General features: G+C 54.8%; 24 protein-coding genes. 4 read left to right on the top strand and 20 right to left on the bottom strand.

Annotation, left to right across the window (positions count from 1 at the left end):
- Nucleotides 1-2 precede the first annotated feature (2 nt).
- The 12 genes from holB to yceD all read right to left on the bottom strand — a co-directional run bounded on the left by holB (nt 3) and on the right by yceD (nt 9,837).
- Nucleotides 3-1,007 carry a DNA polymerase III subunit delta' gene (gene holB / locus ACQ3G7_RS22805; RefSeq protein ID WP_430892359.1) on the bottom strand — a complete coding sequence of 335 codons (1,005 nt, stop codon included), beginning with the start codon at nt 1,005-1,007 and terminating at the stop codon, nt 3-5.
- Entirely contained in the window at nt 1,004-1,645 is a 642-nt protein-coding gene (gene tmk, locus ACQ3G7_RS22810) for a dTMP kinase (RefSeq protein WP_263097124.1), read from the bottom strand. Before tmk ends, holB begins: the two co-directional genes overlap by 4 nt.
- On the bottom strand, nt 1,635-2,657 hold the full coding sequence (gene yceG, locus ACQ3G7_RS22815; protein WP_430892361.1) for a cell division protein YceG: 1,023 nt from the start codon (nt 2,655-2,657) through the stop codon (nt 1,635-1,637). Before yceG ends, tmk begins: the two co-directional genes overlap by 11 nt.
- Nucleotides 2,654-3,469, bottom strand: a complete 816-nt coding sequence (gene pabC / locus ACQ3G7_RS22820; RefSeq protein WP_430892363.1) for an aminodeoxychorismate lyase — start codon at nt 3,467-3,469, stop codon at nt 2,654-2,656. The genes yceG and pabC overlap by 4 nt, the downstream gene beginning before the upstream one ends.
- 111 nt (nt 3,470-3,580) lie before the next feature.
- Nucleotides 3,581-4,822, bottom strand: a complete 1,242-nt coding sequence (gene fabF / locus ACQ3G7_RS22825; protein ID WP_263097127.1) for a beta-ketoacyl-ACP synthase II — start codon at nt 4,820-4,822, stop codon at nt 3,581-3,583.
- A 91-nt stretch (nt 4,823-4,913) separates the two neighbouring features.
- Nucleotides 4,914-5,150 carry an acyl carrier protein gene (gene acpP, locus ACQ3G7_RS22830; RefSeq protein WP_000103754.1) on the bottom strand — a complete coding sequence of 79 codons (237 nt, stop codon included), beginning with the start codon at nt 5,148-5,150 and terminating at the stop codon, nt 4,914-4,916.
- A 154-nt stretch (nt 5,151-5,304) separates the two neighbouring features.
- Nucleotides 5,305-6,039, bottom strand: coding sequence for a 3-oxoacyl-ACP reductase FabG (gene fabG / locus ACQ3G7_RS22835; protein ID WP_061494863.1), 735 nt, complete (start codon nt 6,037-6,039; stop codon nt 5,305-5,307).
- Nucleotides 6,040-6,051: 12 nt separating this feature from the next.
- Nucleotides 6,052-6,981, bottom strand: coding sequence for an ACP S-malonyltransferase (gene fabD, locus ACQ3G7_RS22840; RefSeq protein ID WP_430892379.1), 930 nt, complete (start codon nt 6,979-6,981; stop codon nt 6,052-6,054).
- Between the two features lie 16 nt (nt 6,982-6,997).
- A complete protein-coding gene (locus ACQ3G7_RS22845) occupies nt 6,998-7,951 on the bottom strand; it encodes a beta-ketoacyl-ACP synthase III (RefSeq protein ID WP_263097130.1) in 954 nt (317 codons plus the stop codon).
- Nucleotides 7,952-7,957: 6 nt separating this feature from the next.
- Nucleotides 7,958-9,046 carry a phosphate acyltransferase PlsX gene (gene plsX, locus ACQ3G7_RS22850; protein WP_430892381.1) on the bottom strand — a complete coding sequence of 363 codons (1,089 nt, stop codon included), beginning with the start codon at nt 9,044-9,046 and terminating at the stop codon, nt 7,958-7,960.
- Nucleotides 9,047-9,125: 79 nt separating this feature from the next.
- Nucleotides 9,126-9,299 (bottom strand): 50S ribosomal protein L32, encoded by a 174-nt coding sequence (rpmF, locus tag ACQ3G7_RS22855; RefSeq protein ID WP_020457446.1) that lies wholly within the window; start codon nt 9,297-9,299, stop codon nt 9,126-9,128.
- 16 nt (nt 9,300-9,315) lie between these two features.
- Entirely contained in the window at nt 9,316-9,837 is a 522-nt protein-coding gene (yceD, locus tag ACQ3G7_RS22860) for a 23S rRNA accumulation protein YceD (protein WP_061494859.1), read from the bottom strand.
- Between the two features lie 141 nt (nt 9,838-9,978).
- On the opposite strand from yceD, the gene ACQ3G7_RS22865 reads away from it, so the two are divergent.
- Both ACQ3G7_RS22865 and ACQ3G7_RS22870 read left to right on the top strand, forming a co-directional pair.
- Entirely contained in the window at nt 9,979-10,563 is a 585-nt protein-coding gene (locus ACQ3G7_RS22865; RefSeq protein ID WP_430892384.1) for a Maf family protein, read from the top strand.
- A gap of 86 nt (nt 10,564-10,649) precedes the next feature.
- Nucleotides 10,650-11,801, top strand: a complete 1,152-nt coding sequence (locus tag ACQ3G7_RS22870) for a dienelactone hydrolase family protein (protein WP_430892386.1) — start codon at nt 10,650-10,652, stop codon at nt 11,799-11,801.
- A gap of 39 nt (nt 11,802-11,840) precedes the next feature.
- Here the strand turns inward: ACQ3G7_RS22870 and rluC are convergent, their stop codons facing one another.
- Together rluC and ACQ3G7_RS22880 are read right to left on the bottom strand one after the other, a co-directional pair.
- Nucleotides 11,841-12,794, bottom strand: coding sequence for a 23S rRNA pseudouridine(955/2504/2580) synthase RluC (gene rluC / locus ACQ3G7_RS22875; protein WP_430892388.1), 954 nt, complete (start codon nt 12,792-12,794; stop codon nt 11,841-11,843).
- A gap of 108 nt (nt 12,795-12,902) precedes the next feature.
- Nucleotides 12,903-13,322, bottom strand: a complete 420-nt coding sequence (locus tag ACQ3G7_RS22880; RefSeq protein WP_263097136.1) for a hypothetical protein — start codon at nt 13,320-13,322, stop codon at nt 12,903-12,905.
- A gap of 44 nt (nt 13,323-13,366) precedes the next feature.
- On the opposite strand from ACQ3G7_RS22880, the gene rne reads away from it, so the two are divergent.
- A complete protein-coding gene (gene rne, locus ACQ3G7_RS22885) occupies nt 13,367-16,537 on the top strand; it encodes a ribonuclease E (protein ID WP_430892390.1) in 3,171 nt (1,056 codons plus the stop codon).
- Between the two features lie 40 nt (nt 16,538-16,577).
- Here the strand turns inward: rne and ACQ3G7_RS22890 are convergent, their stop codons facing one another.
- Nucleotides 16,578-17,516 (bottom strand): LysR family transcriptional regulator, encoded by a 939-nt coding sequence (locus ACQ3G7_RS22890; protein WP_430892392.1) that lies wholly within the window; start codon nt 17,514-17,516, stop codon nt 16,578-16,580.
- A gap of 142 nt (nt 17,517-17,658) precedes the next feature.
- On the opposite strand from ACQ3G7_RS22890, the gene ACQ3G7_RS22895 reads away from it, so the two are divergent.
- Nucleotides 17,659-18,870: an MFS transporter gene (locus tag ACQ3G7_RS22895; RefSeq protein ID WP_430892394.1), complete on the top strand. Its 1,212-nt coding sequence runs from the start codon at nt 17,659-17,661 to the stop codon at nt 18,868-18,870.
- A gap of 82 nt (nt 18,871-18,952) precedes the next feature.
- On the opposite strand, the gene flgL is transcribed toward ACQ3G7_RS22895, so the two are convergent.
- The 5 genes from flgL to ACQ3G7_RS22920 all read right to left on the bottom strand — a co-directional run bounded on the left by flgL (nt 18,953) and on the right by ACQ3G7_RS22920 (nt 24,422).
- Nucleotides 18,953-19,924, bottom strand: coding sequence for a flagellar hook-associated protein FlgL (gene flgL / locus ACQ3G7_RS22900; RefSeq protein ID WP_263097140.1), 972 nt, complete (start codon nt 19,922-19,924; stop codon nt 18,953-18,955).
- A 14-nt stretch (nt 19,925-19,938) separates the two neighbouring features.
- Complete coding sequence (gene flgK / locus ACQ3G7_RS22905; RefSeq protein WP_430892397.1) at nt 19,939-21,582, bottom strand: flagellar hook-associated protein FlgK; 1,644 nt, start codon at nt 21,580-21,582, stop codon at nt 19,939-19,941.
- 75 nt (nt 21,583-21,657) lie between these two features.
- Nucleotides 21,658-22,614, bottom strand: coding sequence for a flagellar assembly peptidoglycan hydrolase FlgJ (flgJ, locus tag ACQ3G7_RS22910; RefSeq protein WP_430892399.1), 957 nt, complete (start codon nt 22,612-22,614; stop codon nt 21,658-21,660).
- Nucleotides 22,614-23,711, bottom strand: a complete 1,098-nt coding sequence (locus ACQ3G7_RS22915) for a flagellar basal body P-ring protein FlgI (protein WP_263097144.1) — start codon at nt 23,709-23,711, stop codon at nt 22,614-22,616. The genes flgJ and ACQ3G7_RS22915 overlap by 1 nt, the downstream gene beginning before the upstream one ends.
- 12 nt (nt 23,712-23,723) lie before the next feature.
- A complete protein-coding gene (locus ACQ3G7_RS22920; protein ID WP_263097145.1) occupies nt 23,724-24,422 on the bottom strand; it encodes a flagellar basal body L-ring protein FlgH in 699 nt (232 codons plus the stop codon).
- Nucleotides 24,423-24,469 lie beyond the last annotated feature (47 nt).

The following is a 24,469-nucleotide window of genomic DNA, read 5'->3' on the forward strand; positions in this document are numbered from 1 at the left end:
TCTTAAAGATGAGATACGGGAAGCACAGCACCTGGTTGCAGGTAGCGTTCCAGAGTTAACAACAGATCGGTCAGCAAAAGTTCGCGGTTCACACCGGGTACATTGAGCAACTGCTCCCGGCAGGTAAACAACGCGTGTAAGAGCGCGTGCAACGTTTCGCCGCGCATCTGGCGAGCAAGAGCGTGCACCAGCGCAGAGGAGTCCACATTACTGAGCAAGGTCGCGCCTTGCTGGACTTTCAGCGCATCCAGAAACAGCGCTGACATCCATTGCAGACGCTCAGCAACCCGCTCATGGTTCAGCGCAGGTAACACAGCCAGCCAGTCACCGCTTTGCAGCGCTGTATCGACAGCCTGGCACAGCCCCAGCCGTTGCGCCCAGTGCTCTTCCTGCAATAATGCTTCCGCGGCCCCGGGTGATCCTGCACTCAGGCGAAGTGCGGTCAGTAGCGTTTCAGGCGAAGCCGTCACTTCACGACCAAGCCATGCGCTGGCATAGTTTTCCGCAGGAGGCGCAAGGTGATGTAAACGACAGCGGCTACGCAAAGTCGCCAACAATCGCGCGGGCTCACGGCAGGCAAGGAAAAACCATGTCTGCGCCGGAGGCTCTTCCAGGGTTTTAAGCAGCGCATTCGCGGCCGCATCCGTCAGCAGCGCGGCATCCTGGATCCATACCACTTTTGCGCCGCCCAGCCGCGCGTGTTCATACAATTTTTCGCTGACCTCGCGTACCGCATCAATACCCAGTGCGGTCTTGCCTTTTTCCGGCGTCAGCGTGTAATAGTCCGGATGCGTGCCTGCCTGCATAAGCTGGCAACCCCGGCAATGGCCGCAGCTTTTATGCCCTTGTGGCGTCTGGCATAACAAAAGACGGCTGATCGCATAGATCAAAGCGTCTTCCCCCATGCCTGGCAATGCATGGATCAGTAACGCGTGGTGACCACGTCCGGCCTGATAACTGGCGACCAGTTGCTCAAAGTCCGGCCGCAGCCACGGATACCATCTCATGCGCCCTGCTCCTGGACCCACGCAATAATGGTCTGACGAATATTTTGCATAACATCCTCCAACGGCTGGGTCGCATCAATGGTGCGAATGGTGTCATCCTGCGCCGCCAGCTCAAGGTAACGGGCTCGCGTCCGGTTAAAGAAATCCAGCGATTCCTGCTCAATGCGATCCAGCTCGCCACGCGCACGCGCGCGTTTCAACCCCACTTCCGGCGTCACATCAAGATAGAGGGTTAAGTCCGGGCGAAAATCCCCCAGCACCGCATCACGCAGGGTTGCCAGCATCGCCTGATCAATGCCGCGACCACCGCCCTGATAAGCCTGGGTGGAAAGGTCGTGCCGATCGCCAATGACCCACTGACCTTGCGCCAGTGCTGGTTTAATCACTGTTTCAACTAACTGTACCCGGGCAGCATAAAACATCAGCACTTCAGCTTTATCGCAAATGACTTCGTCACCTACAGAGCGAATATCCAGCACCAGGCTACGCAGTTTTTCCGCCAACAGCGTCCCACCTGGCTCACGCGTGAAAACCATCTCGCCCACGCCTGATTCTTTAAGCGTGTTCACAATGACATCACGTGCCGAGGTTTTACCGGCGCCTTCAAGCCCTTCAATGACAATGTATTTACTGCCCATTTTTTTCCTTAAGTACTTTCAGATATTCCTGCACTGACCGGTTATGGCTGGCGAGATTGGTGTTAAACGTGTGCCCGCCTTTGCCGTCGGCCACAAAATAGAGATACGGCGTCTTCGCCGGATGCGCCGCCGCTTTCAACGATGCTTCGGCCGGAATAGCAATAGGCCCCGGCGGCATGCCGCTTATCACATAGGTATTGTATTCTGTCGGTGTATCCAGGTCGGCGCGCGACAGCTTACCATTATAACGCGCCCCCATCCCGTAGATCACCGTCGGATCGGTCTGTAGCTTCATGCCAACGCGCAAGCGGTTAATAAATACCGATGCGACCTGATCGCGTTCACTGGCCACGGCAGTCTCTTTTTCGATAATCGAGGCCATGGTAACCAACTGGTTCTGGTCTTTGTAGGGCAGCCCCTCCATACGCCCTTCCCAGACCTGCTCAACGGCCCGCACCATCTTTTGATGCGCGCGCTTCAGCAATGCCACATCAGTGGTGTTAGCGGTGTACATCCAGGTATCGGGCCAGAACCAGCCTTCCACCCACTCCGGATGTTCCAGCTTCAGGGCCTGCGCGACGGTGGCGTAATCATCATCTTTCAGTGTGTGTTTGATCCACGGCGCGTCACGCAGCTGTTTAAGGTAGTCACTCAACCGCATGCCTTCGACCAAACGCAGCGGGAATTGTGCCTCTTTACCGCTTTCCAGCAACTGCAACATTTCACGAACGGTCATACCCGGTGTAAAACGATAGGTCCCGGCCTTAAAGTGCGAGAGATCCGGCTCCAGCTTGAGCAACCACTGGAATACCCGCGGGCGGTTGATCACCTTCTCGTTATACAACTGCTCACCCAGCGCCAGACGACCCGTTCCGGCCGACAGAGAAAAAATGAGTTCGTCCTTGATCAGGATCTTGCTGTCAGCCAGTTGGCGAACCTTCCACACACCCGCTCCCGCTGCGATAACCATCACCGCCAGCAGGAGGAGAACAACGCGTAACATTTTCTTCATGACTGATTTATCTGCTCACACAGGGGGGATAAAAAGTAGTACACATCGCGCGCGGTCCAGTGGAGATCACCCCACTGCCGAACCGGGACTACCGGCATCAGCGCGTTGCAAATAAGCACTTCTTCCGCTTGCCGCAACATATCCTGCCGCGCATTCACTTCGACAACGTTAAAACCTGAAGATGCCAGTTGCCGCATACAATATTGGCGCATAATGCCATCAACACCGGCCTGATCCAGGCGGGGAGTAAAGACATCCCTGCCCTGACGCCAGAAAAGATTGGCCGCACAGCACTCAGTGAGCCAGCCATCGCTGTCCAGTACCAGCGCTTCATCAGCATCAGTCTGTTCCAGGTGAGCGCGGACCAGTACTTGCTCCAGCCGATTAAGATGTTTGATACCAGCCAGCAGAGGGTTTCGCCCAAGGCGAACCGGGCTAAGCGCCAGCGTCACGCCATTCTGCCGCCAGCGTTCGTAATGCGCCGGCTTAGCAGAAACAGAAAGGATGCGCGTAGGGGTAATGCAGTTCGCCGCGCTGTAACCACGACCGCCTGCGCCGCGGCTGATGATGACTTTTACAACGCCATCGTCTCTTTCTTTCGCCAGCCTGTTCATCTCCCACTCCAGTACTGGCCAGTCGACGAACGGAATAAATAAACGCTCGCATGCCTGCCGTAAGCGTTGCAGGTGCGCGGCGAGAAACTGGATCTGCCCGTCAATAATACGTGCAGTGGTAAAACACCCGTCGCCAAATTGTGTTGCCCGGTCAGTGGCGGCAAGCGTTTGCTGCTCAATGCCATTAATCAAGAACATGGAGGCTCCTTATGCGTGGCCGGACAGTTTGGCAGGATGAAAAGCAGAGAACAAGCGGAGAAAACCGAATAGAAAAGGCCCGGCAAGCGGGCCTTAATATGGCTGAGATAATCAGACTTTTTTGAAAATCAGCGAACCATTAGTACCGCCGAAGCCAAAGGAGTTACACAGGGTGTACTCCATACCGCTGACCTGGCGCGCTTCGTGTGGCACGAAGTCCAGATCGCAACCTTCATCCGGGTTATCCAGGTTGATGGTTGGTGGAATGGCCTGATCGCGCAGCGCGAGGATTGAGTAGATAGACTCAACAGCGCCCGCGGCACCTAACAGGTGGCCGGTCATGGATTTGGTGGAGCTCACCATCACACGTTTCGCTGCATCGCCAAATACCGATTTCACCGCCTGAGCCTCAGCTTTATCACCGGCTGGGGTGGAGGTACCGTGTGCGTTCACATAGCCAATCTGACCCGGCTCAATGCCCGCATCGCGCAATGCATTGACCATGGCCAGCGCAGCGCCCGCACCGCTTTCCGGCGGAGAAGTCATGTGGTAGGCATCACTGCTCATGCCAAACCCGATGATTTCTGCATAAATTTTCGCGCCGCGTTTTTTCGCGTGCTCGTACTCTTCAAGCATAATGATACCGGCGCCATCGCCCAGTACAAAACCATCACGGTCTTTATCCCACGGACGACTTGCCGCCTGCGGGTTGTCATTACGGTTGGAGAGTGCGCGCGCTGCGCCGAATCCACCAACGCCCAGCGGGGTACTGGCTTTCTCTGCACCACCTGCCAGCATTGCATCAGCATCGCCATAAGCAATGATACGCGCCGCGTGACCGATGTTATGCACGCCGGACGTACACGCCGTTGCAATTGAAATGCTCGGACCTTGCAGGCCGAACATGATAGTCAGATGACCTGCCACCATGTTCACAATCGTCGACGGAACGAAGAACGGGCTGATTTTGCGCGGTCCACCGTTGACAAGAGAGCTGTGGTTTTCTTCGATCAGGCCGAGACCGCCAATGCCGGAGCCAATCGCTGCGCCAATACGGGATGCGTTCTCTTCGGTGACTTCGAGGCCAGAATCATGCATGGCCTGCACGCCAGCCACAATTCCATATTGAATGAAATCATCCATCTTGCGCTGTTCTTTGCGCGAGATGATGTCTTCACAGTTAAAATCCTTTACTAAGCCAGCAAATTTGGTTGCATAGGCGCTAGTATCGAAATGGTCGATCAGGCTGATGCCACTCTGACCGGCAAGGAGAGCTTTCCAGGTAGACTCTACGGTATTGCCGACAGGAGACAACATGCCCAGTCCGGTCACAACTACACGACGCTTAGACACGTTTGTCCTCCAGGGAGGGATAAATAAAGAGATTCGTGGGATTACATTAGATAAAACTCAGGCGGTCGAGTGACCGCCTGGAGATGTTCACTTACGCCTGGTGGCCGTTGATGTAATCAATGGCAGCCTGAACGGTGGTGATTTTCTCAGCTTCTTCGTCCGGAATCTCAGTATCAAACTCTTCTTCCAGAGCCATTACCAGCTCAACGGTGTCAAGAGAATCAGCGCCCAGGTCTTCAACGAAGGAAGCATTGTTGGTAACTTCTTCCTGCTTAACGCCCAGCTGTTCGCCGATAATTTTCTTAACGCGTTCTTCGATAGTGCTCATACTCTTAAATTTCCTATCAAAACTCGCTTTCGCGATGGTTTTCGTAGTGTATAAAATGTTGAAAAATTTGCAACTAAATCCCGGCAGTTCTTACCACGATTTTACGCTATTCTGAGGCTTTTCCCCCTAATAACGCAAATAAATTTCATCGTGGTTAAACCATATACATTCCGCCGTTGACGTGCAGGGTTTCACCAGTGATGTAACCTGCCTCGTCAGAGGCTAAAAATGCAACCGCGCTGGCGATTTCCTGAGCGCCGCCAAGACGGCCCGCAGGAACCTGCGCCAGGATACCCGCACGCTGATCATCAGACAGCGCACGCGTCATGTCCGTTTCAATAAAGCCCGGAGCAACAACGTTCACCGTAATACCGCGGGACGCGACTTCACGCGCCAGCGATTTACTGAAACCGATAAGACCCGCTTTAGCCGCAGCATAGTTGGCCTGACCAGCATTTCCCATGGTACCGACCACAGAACCGATAGTGATAATACGCCCATGACGCTTTTTCATCATAGCGCGCATTACCGCTTTTGACAGACGGAAAACAGATGAAAGATTGGTATCGAGGATATCGTTCCACTCGTCATCTTTCATGCGCATCAGCAGGTTATCACGGGTAATACCGGCATTATTAACCAGAATATCAACCTCGCCAAACTCCGCGCGGATATTTTCCAGAACGGATTCGATAGATGCTGCATCGGTCACATTCAACAACAGACCTTTGCCGTTCGCACCTAAATAATCGCTGATCGCCTTAGCACCATTTTCGCTGGTCGCAGTACCGATGACTTTTGCGCCACGCGCAACAAGCGTCTCAGCAATTGCACGACCAATACCGCGGCTTGCACCGGTAACCAGCGCGACTTTTCCTTCAAAACTCATGGTTTTCCTCTTTTATTGCGCAAGTGCCTCTGACATCGCATTCGGCTCATTGAGGGCCGAGGCAGTCAGGGTGTCAACAATACGTTTTGTCAGACCAGTGAGGACTTTACCCGGGCCAACTTCATACAGGTGCTCAATGCCCTGCGCCGCCATAAACTCAACGCCCTTCGTCCACTGCACCGGGCTATAAAGCTGACGCACCAGCGCGTCACGAATCGCGTCTGGCGTTGTCTCGCACTTCACATCCACATTATTCACTACCGCGATTTGCGGGGCGTTAAATGTAATGCTGTTCAGTTCAGCGGCCAGTTTTTCTGCCGCGGGTTTCATCAACGCGCAGTGAGACGGTACGCTGACCGGCAATGGCAGAGCACGTTTCGCGCCAGCAGCTTTACAGGCTGCGCCAGCGCGTTCAACCGCTTCTTTATTCCCCGCAATGACGACCTGCCCCGGTGAGTTATAGTTCACCGGCGACACCACCTGACCTTCAGCGGATTCTTCACAGGCTTTGGCAATCGACGCATCGTCGAGACCGATGATTGCCGACATTGCGCCCGTTCCTTCCGGAACGGCTTCCTGCATAAACTTACCACGCAGCTCAACCAGGCGAACCGCGTCAGCGAAAGCCAGCACGCCTGCGCACACCAGCGCAGAATATTCACCGAGGCTGTGTCCCGCCATCAACGCAGGTGTTTTGCCACCCTGCTGCTGCCATACGCGCCACAGCGCGACGGAAGCCGTCAAAAGTGCCGGTTGCGTCTGCCAGGTTTTATTCAGCTCTTCCGCTGGGCCTTGCTGTACCAGCGCCCAAAGATCATAGCCCAGCGCAGCAGAGGCTTCAGCAAACGTTTGTTCAATCACCGGGTAAGTTGCAGCCATATCAGCCAACATACCAACCGTTTGGGAACCCTGCCCAGGGAACACAAATGCAAATTGCGTCATGTTTTTATCCTTATACTCAGAAACGAACCAGCGCGGAGCCCCAGGTGAACCCACCACCGAACGCTTCGAGCAGGATCAACTGACCCGGTTTAATGCGCCCGTCGCGTACCGCTTCATCAAGCGCGCTGGGAACGGAAGCCGCAGAAGTATTGCCGTGACGATCCAACGTCACAACAACATTGTCCATCGACATACCCAGTTTTTTCGCTGTCGCGCTGATAATTCGCAGGTTAGCCTGATGCGGCACCAGCCAGTCAAGCTCGCTGCGCTCCAGATTATTGGCCGCTAATGTTTCATCAACAATACGCGCCAGTTCAGTGACCGCAACTTTAAAGACTTCATTACCCGCCATTGTCAGGTAAACGGAATTTTCCGGCGTCACGCGATCCAGATTCGGTAACGTTAGCAGTTCACCATAACTACCGTCCGCGTGCAGATGTGTAGAGATGATACCCGGCTCTTCAGAGGCACCCAGTACGACCGCGCCAGCGCCGTCGCCAAACAGAATAATTGTGCCGCGATCTTCCGGATCCAACGTACGCGCCAGCACATCAGAACCGATAACCAGCGCATGTTTCACCGCACCGGTTTTAACATATTGATCGGCAATGCTCAGCGCATAGGTAAAACCAGCGCAGGCTGCAGCGACATCAAACGCCGGGCAGCCTTTGATCTCCAGCATATTCTGAATCTGGCAAGCCGCGCTGGGGAATGCATGCGTTGCGGATGTCGTCGCAACAATAATCAAACCGATCTGGTCTTTATCGATGCCGGCCATTTCCAGCGCGCGTTTAGCGGCCTCAAAGCCCATGGTCGAAACAGTTTCGTTTGCAGCGGCGATGCGACGCTCACGGATCCCTGTACGGCTGACAATCCATTCGTCAGACGTTTCCACCATTGTTTCTAAATCGGCGTTTGTTCGAACCTGCTCGGGCAGAAAGCTGCCGGTACCAATAATCTTCGTATACATGTACGCTCAGTCACTCTCGGGTAATATACACACACTCTGGTTTTCGTCGCTTGATGCGGACGAAGCAGGATGGGCGTACACAGATTCCAGGCGAGCGGCAATCCGTTGTGGAACCTGCCGCTGCACCGCCTGCACTGCCTGTTCAATCGCGACGGTAAACGCTCGCTGATTGGCAGCACCATGACTCTTAATCACCGTGCCGCGCAATCCTAACAGACAGGCGCCATTATACTGGTCGGGGTTGAGGTGACTGAATCGCCTTGTCAGGCTTTTTTGTAACCAACGCTTTAATAAAATCAGCCACCACGACCTTTTTTGCCCCTCGCCCTGAGATTTCAGCAACGAAAGGAACATTCTGACAACACCCTCCATGGTTTTTAATGTGACATTTCCAGTGAAACCGTCACAAACCAGCACATCCGTCTTGCCGGTGAGTAATTCATTCGCTTCCAGATAGCCAATGTAGTTCATTGCCGGAACCGAGCGTAATAATGCAGCCGCATCGCGGATACTGTCATGGCCTTTGGTTTCTTCTTCACCAATATTCAGTAACGCAACGCGCGGATTTGTAATCCCAAGGATCTCTTCCGCCATAACTGCGCCCATTACCGCAAATTGCGACAACATTGTACTGTCACAATCCACATTAGCGCCGAGATCCAGCACCACTGTTTTGCCCTTTTGCTGATGGGGCAATACCGTCACCAACGCCGGACGCTCAATACCTTCAATCGGTTTGAGCAGCATTTTCGCCAGCCCCATCAACGCGCCAGTATTACCTGCGCTCACGCAGGCCTGGGCGCGCCCTGCTTTCACCAGCTCAAGCGCAATGCGCATTGAACTACCGCGACTGTTACGAATAGCCTGCGCGGCGCGCGCATCACTGGCAATAACTGACTGTGCAGGAACGATAAGCAAACGCGATCGCTGCTCGAAATCAGCTTTGGCAAGTAATGGCGTGATAGCGTCGGGATCGCCGACTAAAAGAAGATTGAGTTGAGAATTAGAGTTCAGTGCCTGCAAAGCTGCAGGCACTGTCACGGAAGGACCAAAATCCCCTCCCATGACATCTAACGCCAGGGTTAGACGTGTCAAGGTATCGTCGCAGCCTGGTTCGGTTTATCCCCGCTTACGCGGGGAAATCCTCACTAAGCTTCATCACGCTTGCGCGTGATTACTTAGTGATAACCTTGCGACCGCGGTAGAAACCGTCGGCGGTAACATGGTGACGCAGGTGGGTTTCACCAGAAGTTTTGTCTACAGACAGGCTGGTGACTGCGGTCAGCGCGTCATGGGAACGACGCATGCCACGTTTGGAACGGGTTGGTTTATTCTGTTGTACGGCCATGGACCTTACTCCTTAATTACTTACGCTTTAAGCTGGCTAATACGGCAAATGGATTTGGTTTTTGCGCTTCATCAGGCAGTTCACCAAAGACCATGTCCGCCTCGGACACTTCACAGTGTTCAGAATCATGCACCGGAACTACAGGCAAAGAGAGAATGATTTCATCCTCAACCAAGGCCAGCAGATCGATTTCGCCGAATTCGTTAACCTCAATCGGCTCATACGCTTCCGGCAGTGCTTCAGCCTGCTCATCTGAACGCACAGGACTGAAACAATACGTTGTGTGAACATGATGGGTGAACGGTTTCCCGCAGCGCTGGCATTCGAGCGATACCGTTACCTTCGCCTCTCCGGTTAACACGGCGAGACGCTGATTATCGATAGCGAACGACATGGAGCACTCCACATCACTGTCCACGCTGACTACAGACCCGGCAACACGCTCAACCTGCTCGGGGGTATAGATACCCTCGTAATCAAGGCGTTTTTGAGCCGTACGAACCGGATCAAGAGTCAGGGGTAATTTTACCTTTTGCATAGGGCGCGCATATTAACTTTGTAACGTCATAGAGTCAAAGAAAAAGGCAGCCTGAGGTTGCCTTTTGCCAATAATTCGCACACATTGCGGCCTACAGTTTAAAATGCCTGTCATTGTTAAGCCATATTTGGTGAAAAAAATATGTCTGCTCTCATCCTTGCATCAACTTCTCCGTATCGTCGCGCCCTGCTGGAAAAACTGGGGTTATCGTTTGAATGCGCCGCGCCGCAAACTGACGAAACACCCCGTGCTGGCGAGTCTCCGCGCCACCTGGTCCTGCGCCTGGCGCAGGAAAAAGCGCAATCATTGGCACACGCCTGGCCCCAGCATCTGATTATTGGTTCGGATCAGGTCTGTGTGCTTGACGGTGAAATTACCGGTAAACCTCACACGGAAGAAAATGCGCGCCAGCAATTAATGAAAGCCAGTGGAAATATCGTCACTTTTTATACGGGTCTTGCGCTGTATAATTCTGCAACCGGCCATTTACAGACTGAATGTGAACCTTTCGATGTCCACTTTCGCCACTTGAGTGAGCAGGAGATCGACGATTATGTGCGCAAAGAGCGCCCGCTAAACTGTGCTGGCAGCTTTAAGAGCGAAGGCCTGGGGATCGCGTTGTTTGAGCGTCTCGACGGTCGGGACCCAAATACCCTGGTGGGGCTGCCGTTAATTGCCTTATGCCAGATGCTGCGACGTGAGCACTGTAACCCACTGTTAAGTTAATGCTTTACCGATCACAGATTCTTTTTTAATCAGCCGTTACATTCATCGCCAATATTGAAACAATGTTTTAATTAAAAGGAGAGGTGATGAATATTTCCCGCAGCCTGGCGCTGGCGCTAACTCTGCTGGCGTCAGTTAGCGCCAGTGCACAGGAAGAGTGGCAAACACAAGGCGTTGTCGAGGGTAATCTGCCTGCTGGCTGGCAGACGCTGAAAACGCAGATGCGTTACCCCGATTCCTGGTTATCCGGGAAATATAACAATTTCCCGCAATGGCAAGCCCACAGCCGCCAGTTATTTCGCAACGCGCTACTCACCCCAAATGCCACAAAACCTTTTGCCCCCCACATGATTACCAGAGAGGATCGTGGCAGCTATACCGCCGAAAAGCTGGCGATAACAATCACTGATGACAATCGCATCGCCGCACTGCTACTCATGCCCAAAACGCCGGGTCCCCACCCTGCCATCGTATTGCTTCACGATCACGGGTCAAAATTTGATATTGGCAAAGAGAAGGTGGTCCGCCCCTGGGGTGATGCAGAAAAACTGACCAGCGCGCAGGCCTGGGCAGACAAATTCTTCAGCGGTAAATTTATTGGCGATGAACTGGCGAAGCGCGGTTATGCAGTGATTGCTATTGACAGCCCCGGCTGGGGCGATCGCGGCCCAATGGTTTACGAGCAGCAACAGGCGCTGGCAAGCAATTATTTTAACCTTGGCCGCTCACTGGGTGGAGAAGTGGCTTATGAAGATATGCGCACGGTGGATTTTATCGCCTCTCATCCACAGGTGGACAACCAGCGTATCGGCGTGGTGGGATTTTCTATGGGCGGCTTCCGCGCATGGCAACTGGCGGGGCTGAGCGATAAGGTCGCCGCGACGGCCGTGATTTCATGGTTTGGCACCTACAATGGTCTGATGCAGCCAGGGAATAATGTTCTGCGCGGGCAATCCGCCTTTTACATGTTGCATCCCGGCATGCCGGCGCATATGGACATTCCCGATATCGCCAGCATCGCCGCGCCGAAACCCATGCTGATTTATAGCGGCGGCAAAGACAAACTGTTTCCGGCTGAAGCCGTGCAGGAAGCGTTCACAAAAGTGGAGAAGGTCTGGTCATCGCAAAACGCCGCAGACAAACTGGTCACAAAAACCTGGCCAGAACTGGGGCACGTGTTCTACCAGGAACAGCAGGATGAGGTTTTTCCGTGGCTGGATAAATGGCTGAAACCTTAACCGAAGCAGTGTTCCCCTCTCCGGACGAGAGGGGAAATATCATTTGGCATTACGCAGGACTTGCAGGCAGTGCTTGAGTGCATTATCCAGCGGAGCTTCAATGCGCAGCGTTTCGCCCGTGTGCGGGTGGGTAAACTTCAGCGCGGCTGCATGCAGAAACAGGCGTGACAAACCCGTTGACGCCAGTTGCTTGTCAAATTCACGGTCGCCATAACGATCGTCAAAAGCAATAGGATGCCCTGCATGTTGCGTATGCACACGGATCTGGTGCGTCCTGCCCGTCACCGGACTGCAGCGCACCAGCGTGGCGAACGCATAGCGCTCTTCCACTTTAAAGCGGGTTTCCGAGGGCTTGCCTTCACTGTTCACACGCACAATGCGCTCACCGCTTTGCAGGATATTTTTCAGCAACGGTGCCTGCACCACTTTGACATGGGACTGCCATTGCCCGCGCACCAGCGCCAGGTAATCTTTTTGCATATCCTTGCCGCGCAGCTGTTCATGAAGGGAACGCAGCGCTGAGCGTTTTTTTGCCACCAGCAGCACACCCGAGGTGTCGCGATCGAGACGGTGCACCAGTTCAAGGAACCGCGCCTCAGGACGCAACGCCCGTAGCCCTTCAATCACGCCAAAACTCAAACCACTGCCGCCATGCACTGCCGTGCCGGAAGGTTTGTTTAGCACCAGGATATGATCGTCTTCGTAGAGAATGACTTCGCTTAACTGGGCGACTTTTTGCAGATGCGGCGAAACGGCCTCTTCTTCTTTCTCCGCCACGCGTACTGGCGGAATGCGCACTTCATCACCGGTTTCCAGTTTGTACTCCGGTTTAATGCGTTTTTTGTTCACCCGCACTTCGCCTTTACGCAAAATGCGATAGATCATGCTTTTCGGCACACCTTTTAGTTGGGTGCGCAAAAAATTATCGATGCGTTGCCCCGCTTCGTCAGCGGAAATGGCAACAAATTTTACGGATGGTGTCTCAGTTTTCATGGGTGGCGATTCTAAATAGCCTGGATGATTAGCGCCACTCATTTTTATATGCTTATATTTACCTTTGAGCCTGGCTTGCTCCGTTTTACACAGTTGATTCGGCGGTTATTAAACCGATCCATAGTCAAAGGTGAAAAAACTGTGAGTAACCGGGTGATAAATGGTAAAAGTCAGCTTGCTATAACAGGGTTCGCAAGGAATAATGTTGCCGTTTTCCGTGTTGAATTTTGCTAAAACAAGTAAATGAGCGGAATGACCAGTTTTGCCTGTCCGATCATACACGCAGCAATGGCGTAAGACGTATTGAACTTTCAGGCAGTTAGCGGGCTGCGGGTTGCAGTCCTTACCGGTAGATGGAATCTTCTCTGGAGAGTTTTTCCCAGGCTGTTCCCCTGATAATTGCGCTGTTTTTTCCACAGGAAATACAGGCAGCCGACACACTGCGCCTCTTAAGCGAACGACAACCGTGAGGTTGGCGACGTGAATAGTCACGAGGCCATCGGTTCTCCCCCGGAAAGGCGTCATCATGCCCGCAGCTTAGTCGTCAATGTAAGAATAATGAGTAAGTTACGATGAAAAGAATGTTAATCAACGCAACTCAGCAGGAAGAGTTGCGTGTCGCCCTTGTTGATGGGCAGCGCCTGTACGACCTGGATATCGAAAGCCCGGGCCACGAACAGAAAAAAGCGAACATCTACAAAGGTAAAATCACCCGCATTGAACCGAGCCTTGAAGCTGCATTTGTTGATTACGGAGCTGAGCGCCACGGTTTTCTCCCTCTTAAAGAAATCGCCCGCGAATACTTCCCTGCCAGCTACAACGCCCATGGCCGTCCGAACATCAAAGATGTGCTGCGCGAAGGTCAGGAAGTCATTGTTCAGATCGATAAAGAAGAGCGCGGCAACAAAGGCGCGGCGCTTACCACCTTTATCAGCCTTGCTGGCAGCTACCTGGTATTGATGCCAAATAACCCGCGTGCGGGCGGTATCTCCCGTCGCATTGAAGGCGACGACCGCACCGAGCTGAAAGAAGCGCTGTCCAGTCTGGAACTGCCGGATGGCATGGGTCTGATTGTCCGTACCGCTGGTGTAGGCAAATCTGCCGACGCGCTGCAGTGGGATCTGAGCTTCCGTCTGAAACACTGGGAAGCCATCCAGAAAGCCGCAGAAAGCCGTCCGGCGCCGTTCCTGATCCATCAGGAAAGCAACGTGATTGTGCGCGCTTTCCGCGATTACCTGCGCCAGGACATCGGCGAAATCCTGATCGATAACCCGAAAGTGCTTGAGCTGGCTCGCCAGCATATCTCCGCGCTGGGTCGTCCGGATTTCAGCAGCAAAATCAAACTGTACACCGGTGAAATCCCGTTGTTCAGCCACTATCAGATTGAGTCGCAGATCGAGTCTGCCTTCCAGCGTGAAGTGCGCCTGCCTTCCGGCGGCTCTATTGTTATTGATACGACCGAAGCGCTGACCGCCATCGACATCAACTCCGCTCGCGCAACCCGCGGCGGCGATATCGAAGAGACGGCGTTTAACACCAACCTGGAAGCGGCGGATGAAATTGCCCGTCAGTTGCGCTTGCGCGACCTTGGCGGTCTGATTGTTATCGACTTCATCGACATGACGCCAGTTCGTCACCAGCGCGCGGTGGAAAACCGTCTGCGTGAAGCGGTGCGTCAGGACCGTGCGCGTATCCAAATCAGCCATATTTCCCGCTTCGGTCTGCTGGAGATGTCCCGCCAGCGTCTGAGTCCGTCGCTTGGCGAGTCCAGCCATCATGTTTGCCCGCGCTGCAGCGGTACCGGCACCATTCGTGACAACGAATCCTTGTCGCTGTCTATTCTGCGTTTGATTGAAGAAGAAGCGCTGAAAGAAAACACGCAGGAAGTGCATGCTATCGTTCCGGTGCAGGTTGCCTCTTACCTGTTGAACGAAAAACGCGCCGCCGTCAGCGCGATCGAAGCCCGTCAGGGTGGCGTACGCTGCGTGATCGTTCCGAACGATCAGATGGAAACCCCGCACTACTCCGTACTGCGCGTGCGTAAAGGTGAAGAGACCCCAACCCTGAGCTACCTGCTGCCGAAATTGCATGAGGAAGCGATGGCGTTGCCGTCTGAGGAAGAAGTGCCCGAACGTAAGCGTCCGGAACAACCGGCACTGGCCACCTTTGTCATGCCGGATGTGCCGCCAGTACCGCAAGCGCCTGCGGCTACGCCTGTTGCCACCACACAGCCAGCCTCCGTTGCCGCACCGGCCACGCCGGGTCTGCTGGGCCGTTTCTTCTCCGCACTGAAAGGCCTGTTTGCCGGCGAAGCCGCGCCAGCATCGGTCGAAGTGAAAGAAGAAGAGAAGAAAAACGAGGGCGAGAAACAAGAACGCCAGCAGGATCGTCGTAAATCCCGTCAGGGCAACCGTCGCGATCGTAATGAGCGCCGTGATTCCCGCGGTGAAGGCAATGAAGCGCGTGAAGGCCGTGACAACCGCGAAGGTCGCGAAGAAAATCGCCGCAATCGCCGTGAAAAATCACCACAGAATGCCGAAGCCCGCGAAGTTCGCCAGCCAGTTGCCGCAGAAGACGCTGATAAAGCAAAACCGCGCGACGAGCAGCAACCGCGCCGCGAACGCAATCGCCGCCGTAATGATGACAAACGTCAGGCGCAGCAGGATGTGAAAGAGCTGAACCACGACGAACAAACTGCACCGGAAACGGAACAGGAAGAGCGTGTACAGACGATGCCGCGCCGTAAGCAGCGTCAACTGAACCAGAAAGTGCGTATTGGCGAGCAGAATGCAGAAGCCGTTGTTGAAAAGGCAACGGTCCAGGATGCACCGGCACAACGCACTGAACTGGCGAAAGTCGATCTGCCTGCCGTTGCAGACAGTGCCATCGCGCAGGAACAGGATGAGAACGGAGACGCGCGTGAAAACGCGATGCCGCGCCGCTCACGTCGTTCCCCGCGCCACCTGCGCGTCAGCGGTCAACGCCGTCGCCGCTACCGCGATGAGCGCTACCCGCTGCAGTCCGCTATGCCTTTGACCGTTGCCTGCGCATCGCCGGAAATGGCCTCCGGTAAAGTGTGGATCAGCTACCCGGTTGCGCGTCCGCAGGACGAGCAGCAGGTTCAGGATAGCGAAGTGGAGCAGAATATCGCCGCTGAGCAGGATGTCGCTCCGGCCATCGCCGAAGCGCAACTGGTCTCCAGCCAGCCGACTGAAGTGGTAGAAGCGCCTGCACCGGTTGAAACGGCCGAAGCTGAAACCGCTGAACCAGTGATGGCTGAACCGCAAACGCCGGTTGAAGCGCCTGAGCCTGTTGTCGTTGAAACCACGCATCCGGAAGTGATTGAAACTCCGGTTGAAGATCAGCCGCAACTGCTTGCTGAGGAAGATCGTACCGTGGCTGAAGCAGTGGTTGAGGAGGTGCAGCCTGCACAACCCGCAGTGGTTGCCGAGCCTGTAGCTGAAACCGCCGCTGCCGAAGACGTAACGGAAGAAACCGCGACGCCTGTCATCGAAGCGCCGGTCATTACCGCTGCTACAGCGCCAGTTGCTGCGCCGGTGGTACGTAAGATCGCCACTGCACCAATGACTAAAGCGCCTGCGCCAGCCTATGTGCCGGAAGCACCGCGTCATAGCGATTGGGTACGTCCGGACTTCGGATTCGCAGGTAAAGGATCGGCAGGCGGTCACAGCGCCACGCACTCCGCTACCGCGCCGGCGACAAAACCGCCGTCAGTCGACTAACCCGACCGACAGTAAAAGCCGACCTCCGGGTCGGCTTTTTTTATGCCCGATGCGCTGGCTGGCGCATACCCCCCAGCCCCGGCATCACTTCCCGCATCAGTTGCAGAAACTTGCGTAACCGTGCGGGATAATAACGTGCCCACGGATAAACCAGATGCACCGGCAACGGTGCTGCCTGCCACTCTGGCAACAGCGCCACCAGCTTCCCGGCACGAATTTCTTCTTCCACCGCCCAACTGGAGATCACCGCCACCCCCAGCCCTGCAATGGCGGTGTTACGCGCCGCATACAGACTGTCTGTATAAAGCCGGGGCGAAATCGCCACCTGCTCCGTCTCGCCGTTGAGCTGATGTGTAAGATGGATTTCGTGCTGGTAAAAAGTATTCAGCGCTATCCACGGCAATGCGGAGAGCTGTTGTGGCGTTTCTATTGCGGGAAAACGCGCAAGCACTGCGGGCGCCGCCACCAGACTGCGAGGCACTTCTGCCAGCAACACCGACACGGTCGCCGGGTCAACTTCTGCCCCGACGCGAATGGCGCAATCGATATTTGCACTGAGGAAATCCACCGTTTTATCGTTAAGCATCCACTCTACCGATAGCTGTGGATGGCGTTCCAGGAATTGCGTTAACGGCCCCAGCAATTGTTCCTGACCAAACGCATGCGGTGCACGTACCCGTAATATTCCCACCGGTTCATCGTCCGACTGACTCAGTTCATCCTCCAGTGCGACCCATGCGTCCGTCACGCGTTTCGCATGCTGATAGCAGCGTTCTCCATCATCCGTGAGCTTCATCGCATGGGTGGTGCGCAGCAGCAGTTTTACGCCAAGCAGGCTTTCCAGCGACTGCAAACGTCGGCTCACTGTCGCTTGTGTGGTGTCCAGCTGGCGCGCTGCTGCCGACAGCGATCCCGCCTCGACGATACGGATAAACGTCCGCATCAGATCCACTCTATCTATACGCTCTTGCCGTTTCATAACAATCACTTTTATACGTTATGCGTATAACCGTTTTACCACTCCGCTGACTACCGCGCTATACGGGGATAAGCAAAAATGTGCCCACACCGTAGCTTAGCTACGCACAGGTTAAAACACACCGTTTCTGGGGAACCATCATATGAACCGTCATTCTCTTTCGACAGATGCTGTTGGCTGGGTCATTTTCGCCCTCGCGCTCGGCGCAGGATTCAGCGTTGCGGCAATCTACTATTCGCAGCCGCTGTTACCGCTGATGGGCAGCGACCTGCATCTTACAATCAACGGTATGGGGCTGGTCCCCACGCTGACCCAGGCAGGTTACGCACTGGGGATCCTGTTTCTGCTGCCGCTGGGCGACCGCCATGATCGCCGCCGTCTGATCCTGTTCAAAAGCACGGCACTGGCGCTGTTATTGCTGGCATGCAGTCTGACCAGCCACCTTCCCTCTCTGCTGATTGTCAGCCTGCTGTTAGGCATGGCGGCCACCATGGCGCAAGATATCGTTCCTGCTGCCGCGATCCTCGCACCTGCGGGGAAACAGGGGAAAATGGTTGGTACGGTAATGACGGGTCTGCTGCTCGGTATCCTGCTTTCCAGAACCGTCAGTGGTTTTGTTGGCGCGGCATTTGGCTGGCGCGTGATGTACCAGATGGCAGCCGTTAGCATTGCGCTGATTGGTATCCTGATGTGGTCCGTGTTGCCGCGTTTCGCCACGCACTCAACGCTGAGTTACCCGGCGCTGATGAAATCCATGGCGCACCTGTGGCAACGCTATCCATCACTGCGTCGTGCAGCCATGGCGCAGGGATTTCTTTCTGTCGCTTTTAGCGCGTTCTGGTCAACCCTTGCGCTGATGCTGCTGGAAAAATATCAACTAGGTAGCGCTGTCGCCGGTACTTTCGGTATCGCAGGTGCGGCTGGCGCACTGGCCGCACCGCTGGCTGGCGGACTTGCAGACAAAGTGGGCGCAGAGAAAGTGACACAATTGGGTGCGGGTCTGGTGACGGTTTCTTTTGCCCTGATGTTCCTGCTGCCCGTTCTGCCCCCGCACGGCCAACTGATCCTGATTGCGTTGTCTGCCGTCGGTTTTGATCTGGGTCTGCAATCCAGCCTGGTTGCTCACCAGAACCTGGTTTACGGTCTCGAGCCGCAAGCGCGTGGTAGGCTGAATGCGCTGCTGTTTACTGGCGTGTTTATTGGCATGGCGGCAGGTTCTGCACTGGGCAGCAAACTCTACTCCGTCGCCTCATGGCAGGGTGTGGTCGTGTTGGCAACGCTGTCCGGGCTCATCGCACTGGCTATCCGCCTCATCGATGCCCGCCAGATGCAGCAAACTGAACAAAAAGCATAAACGAAAAAAAAGCCCGCTCCGGGGTGATGGAGCGGGCATAGCGAACATGCCCCAGTTTCCAGACATGCCCAAAATGAAAACGTTACTTATTGAGCTGGAACAGCGACATCCCCTGCATATCACTAAACGCCTTGTAAGACGCCTGCAATGCAGCCTGTTGCATGGTGTAAGACGAAATCACTTCGTTCCAGTCTACATCGATCAAATCACTCGACTGTTGCTTCAGACCCAGCGCACGGTCGTCGCCCAGCGAATCAAGGCTTTCCAGTTCGTTCAACTGCGTACCGAGCTCAGCGCGTACGGTAGAGACGTTGTTCAGGGAGTTACCGAGACCGCGACTGGTTTTATCCACGACTGCTTGTGCTGCCGCTTTCGCCGTTTCATCACCCGCGACCGGGGTTTTCAGCGCGGCAACCGCCGTATCCAGCATTTTGAACAGGTCCGTTTCGGACGTACCCGGCAAACCCGTTGACGGATCGGTCGGCTCTGGCGTGGCGTTGCTGCTGATATGGTTAAAGACCTGATCGCCGGTATGTGCAATCACCATGGTGCGAGACGCATCCACTTGCTGGCTGATTGCTTGCGTACCTCCGCTGTAGGTCGCCGTTGCCGAATCATACGGAGCAGACTCCGTCTTGTAGCCCGCGAAAATATAACGACCGTTACCGTCAGTGCTGTTAGCGAGGTTCAGCAACTGATCGCGATAGCCCTGCAATTCTGTCGCCAGAGAAGCGCGGTCATCGTCGCTCAGCGAGCCGCTGCCCGCTTTCACGATAGTGCTTTGCGCGCCCTGGATTGCCGTGGTCACCTGTTGCAGCACGCTCTCTTCCAGCGACACTTTCTGCGTGGCGAACGTACGTGCGGTGGCATACTGCGTGTTCTGCGCCTGCGCCTGAGAGATCACCACAGCCTGCGAGGCGGCAATCGGATCATCAGACGGGCGGTTAACGCGCTGACCGGTGGACATTTGCTCACCGTACGCCAGCCACTTACTCTGCGCGTTGGTTACTCCGCGCATATTTTGTTCGTACATCATTTGAGTACTGATACGCATTGCTCACCCCTTACTTAGCGTATTTCCAGCAGCGCATTAAAGAGCGTGCTTGCGGTCTGAAGAACCTGCGCGTTTGCCAGATAATATTGCTGATAACGTTGCAGGTTGCCGTACTCTTCATCGAGGTTAACCCCGGAGATCGACTGTTGCTGGTTGCTCAGTTGCGTTACCACGTTAGTCTGCGTCGTACTGCTGGTTTTCAGCGTCGAGGTTTTGTTACCCACATCGCTCACCAGCGTGGCATAGGCATCGTTAAAGGTTTTATTACCGCCGACTTTCTTGGCGCTTTGCAGATCCAGTAACGCCTGCCCATTGCGGTTATCGCTCGCACCGTCACCGGAAACAGACGCCATCGCAATTTTCGACTCGTCGGAAATTGCCACGCTCATATTCACAATCGCGTTGCTCACCGGCTTAACAGTAAAGCTGTCGTTCGCCGCGGCAGTGCCACTCACGCTGACTTTAAGACCGTCAAAATTCAACGAACCATCGGTCGAGTCCGGCGTGACGGTGAACGAGGTATTGTTGGACAGACGCGTCACATTCCAGTTGCTGCCATCGTAAACCACTTTGTAGTCCGTCGCCTGAACGGCCGTGCTGTCGCTGACGGTTGGCGTCAATGCGGCGGTGCCGGTGTTTTTGGTATTGCTTAAGGCAGACGGCGCACCAATGGTAAAGAAGTTGGTGCCCTGTACTCCGTCGGAGTCGTAACCCTGAGTGTGCTGTTGGTTAAACGCATCAGCAAATGACAATGCCAGTTGCCCCAGTGTGTTACGAGTCTGATCCAGATCCTGTGAGCGGAAGGCCAACAGACCGCCCAGCGAACCGGTAGTAATCAGTTTTTCCGGAATCTCAACATTCCCGGCGGTATTGTCAACATAGGCAACCGTGGTACGGGATGCATCAGCGCTGGAAGCCACTGCCGCCAGTTGGCGAGAGTTACTGCCCTGCACCAGAGTGTATCCGTTAGCCATCGTCAGGTTATAGGTGTTACCGTCCTGCACGCTAACTTCTACGCCGACAACCTTATTCAGTTCACTGACCAACTGATCACGCTGATCGAGCAAATCATTCGGCGATGCACCCGCACCAACACCGGTCAGACGGGAAATCTGATCGTTAAGCGAGGCGATCTGTTTGGTGTAGTTGTTGATTTGGTCAACGCTTGAGCTGATAGACAGGTTAATCTGTTTATCCTGGTCGCGCAGATACTGGTCGGCGACCTTAAACTGGTTAACCAGCGCATCGCCTTTGCCCAGCAAAGCCTGGCGGGCTGCCGGATCCTCGGCGTTGCTCACCAGCGTTTGCAGACTGGAGAAAAAGCCTTGCAGACTGGTCGAAAGCGTATTGGTGGTGCCGGAGAGCACATCATCAATTTTTGACATCTGCTCATAGCGCGTCGTCAGTCCGCTGCTCTGGTTTTGCGCAGCACGCAGCTGGTTGGTAATAAAGGCATCATACTCACGCTGAACACCAGAGACATACACACCATTGCCAACCCATCCGCCAGCACCCAGTGTACTGTTCGCCGATGAAAGCACCGTCGTCTGACGGGTATATCCAGCCACGTTATAGCTGGCGATGTTGTTGCTAGAGGTATTAAGCGCTGCCTGGGCTGCAGCGAGCCCACTCATGGCGCTATTAATCAAACTGGACATGGAGGTTCCTTATACACTTTCAGACATGAGTCCTGTTGACGATTATCGGCAACCCAGAGCGAAACTTGAGATATTTCAGAACAGATTTTCGATGTCGCTGTTATAGGCTTTGCTGACTTTTTCACCCATAGACTTAAGCTGTTGGATCATACTCGTCAGCTTACGGGCGTAGTTGGGATCGGTCGCATAACCCGCGTTTTGCAACGCTTGTGCGCCCTGTTCCGCCGTCGCTGCATTCGTGACCGCCGCATAGCGTTTATTGCGCGTCAACATGCCTACATAGTCAGACAACGCTTCAAGATACGAGCTGTACACACGGAATTTCGCTTTGACTTTCACTGCCTCGCCATTTTCATATTCCGTGGTGGTGATCTCGGTGGTTGGCCCTTTCCAGTTCGGTGTCGCTTTCACACCGAAAATATTAAAGCTTGGCTCACCGTTCTCACGCGGGATCTGCCGCTGACCCCAACCGGATTCGAGAGCGGCCTGCGCGAGGATCAAGTGGTGCGGAACGCCACTCTGCTGGCTGGCCAGACGCGCCGGAAGTGAAAGCTGGGCAAGGAAGTCTTTGCTGTCGCCCGTCAACGGTTCATCACTGTCATCAGGCGCTTTTGGCATGGCTTTACGAACTAATTGCGTCAGCGCCTGGTTCTGATAACTGGTCACCGTTTCCAGAGGGAATTTCATCGGCACCTGTTGCATCTGATCGGCGGGATCGACCGGCGACTGATCGCCGGTCATCTGTTTCACCATCATATCCGCCAGCCCCAGACCTTTGCCGGCGGTCATCTGCTGGGCAATTTGTTGGTCATACATGCTGGTGTACAGCCGTGTTGAATCGCTACTGAAAATACCGTCTTTGGGCAGGGCTTCACGCATGCTTTTCAGCATCATTTGCACAAACATCCCTTCCACCTGGCGCGCTACCGGTCGCAGGTTGGCCTTCGGATCCTGTCCGGCTTTCGATTTCAGTTCATTCAGCGATTGCGCGTCCCAGGCCGCGCTACTCATCAACCGGCTGTCAGTCAACATTAGATGATCTCCAGTTTCGCTCGCAGGCAACCTGCGCTTTGCATGGACTGCAGGATCGACATCAATTCCATTGGCGACGCGCCTAACGCGTTCAGCGCACGCACCACACTGTTCAGGTTGGCGCTGGAGCGCACGCTTTGCAGCGACCCACCGCTCTGACGCAAATCGATTTGCGTTTGCGGCGTGACAACGGTTTGACCGCCGCCAAACGGCGTATTCGGCTGGCTAACGTTAGCTTGCTGATTCACCGTCACGGAGAGGTTGCCCTGCGCAACCGCACAGTTATCCAGCGCCACTTCGCGGTTCATCACCACGGAGCCGGTACGGGAGTTGATGATCACTTTCGCGTCCTGCTGTGTGGTGCCCACTTCCATATTCTGGATATCAGCCAGCATACGAACCTGCGAAGTGCTGCCGCTGGACGTGCGGATCTGCACGGTGCGTGCATCCAGCGCAGTCGCGCTACCATAACCACGGCTGCGGTTAATGGTATCGGCAATCTGCTGCGCCATGGTGAAGTCTTCCTGGTTCAGTTGCAGGTTGATGGTGTTACCTGCACCAAACTGCGTCGGCAGTTCGCGTTCAATCACCGCCCCGCCGGTAATGCGACCGCCGTTCAACTGGTTAACCTGCACACTACTACCACCCGCAGAGGCACCTGCGCCACCCACAAGAATGTTGCCCTGCGCCAACGCATACACCTGGCTGTCCACCCCTTTCAACGGGGTCATCAGCAGCGTACCGCCGCGCAGGCTTTTTGCGTTACCCATGGAAGAGACCACCACATCGATAGTCTGTCCCTGGCGGGCAAAGGCCGGGAATTGTGCGGTAACCATGACCGCCGCCACGTTTTTCAACTGCATGTTGGTGCCGGTGGGAACGGTGATCCCCATCTGCGACAACATGTTATTTAATGTCTGCGTGGTAAATGGCGTCTGGGTGGTCTGGTCGCCCGTGCCATCAAGCCCCACAACAAGACCGTAGCCAATTAAGGAGTTTTCTCGTACGCCCTGTACGCTGGTGAGGTCCCGGATGCGATCGGCCTGGGCGACAGTCGCCACCAGCACCAACGCGATTCCAGCCAGATATCTAAACATAATTCACCCCGGTTACATCGGCGATAAGTTAAGGAAGAAACGCTGCAGCCAGCCCATCGTCTGCGCTTCGTTAATGTAGCCATTGCCGACATATTCGATGCGCGCATCAGCCACCTGAGTGGACTGAACCGTGTTGCTGCCGCTGATGGTGCGTGGGTTCACAACACCCGAGAAGCGGATGAATTCAGTGCCCTGGTTAATGGCGATCTGTTTTTCACCCACAACATGTAAATTGCCATTGATCAGCACCTGGTCGACCGTGACGGTCAACGTGCCGCTAAATGTGTTGCTGGCATTCGCGCCGCCTTTACCTTCAAAGGTGTTGCTGCCGGAGGTGCTCAGGTCAGCTCGTGCGTTGCCAAAAAGGCCTTCAAGGTAGCGAGGCGTCGTATCGATACCAAAACTGGATTTGCCATCACGGCTGGCATTAGCCGACGAACTCTTACTGGCGCTCACGTTTTCTTGCAACGTAATCGTCAGCATATCGCCCACATTACGCGGACGGCGGTCTTCAAACAGGGGTTGATAGCCATAGTTTATTGGCTGCGCGGTCTGATAAATCGAGCCATTCACTAAAGGCACCGGACCCGGGATCGGTTGAGCGGAAGTCGCTCCTTCTACCAAAGGTTTTGAAGGAACCCAGGCACATCCGGTCAGAGTCACTGCCAGTAAAGCCATAATCGGGTAGCGGCGCGCGGCGTATTTTTGCATTGCATTCATCTTCGAAATCAGGGTTCCGGTGCGGCAGCAACTACCGC

The sequence above is a fragment of the Kosakonia sp. N21 genome, assembly GCF_050587465.1.
In the GTDB taxonomy this organism is placed as follows: Bacteria; Pseudomonadota; Gammaproteobacteria; order Enterobacterales; family Enterobacteriaceae.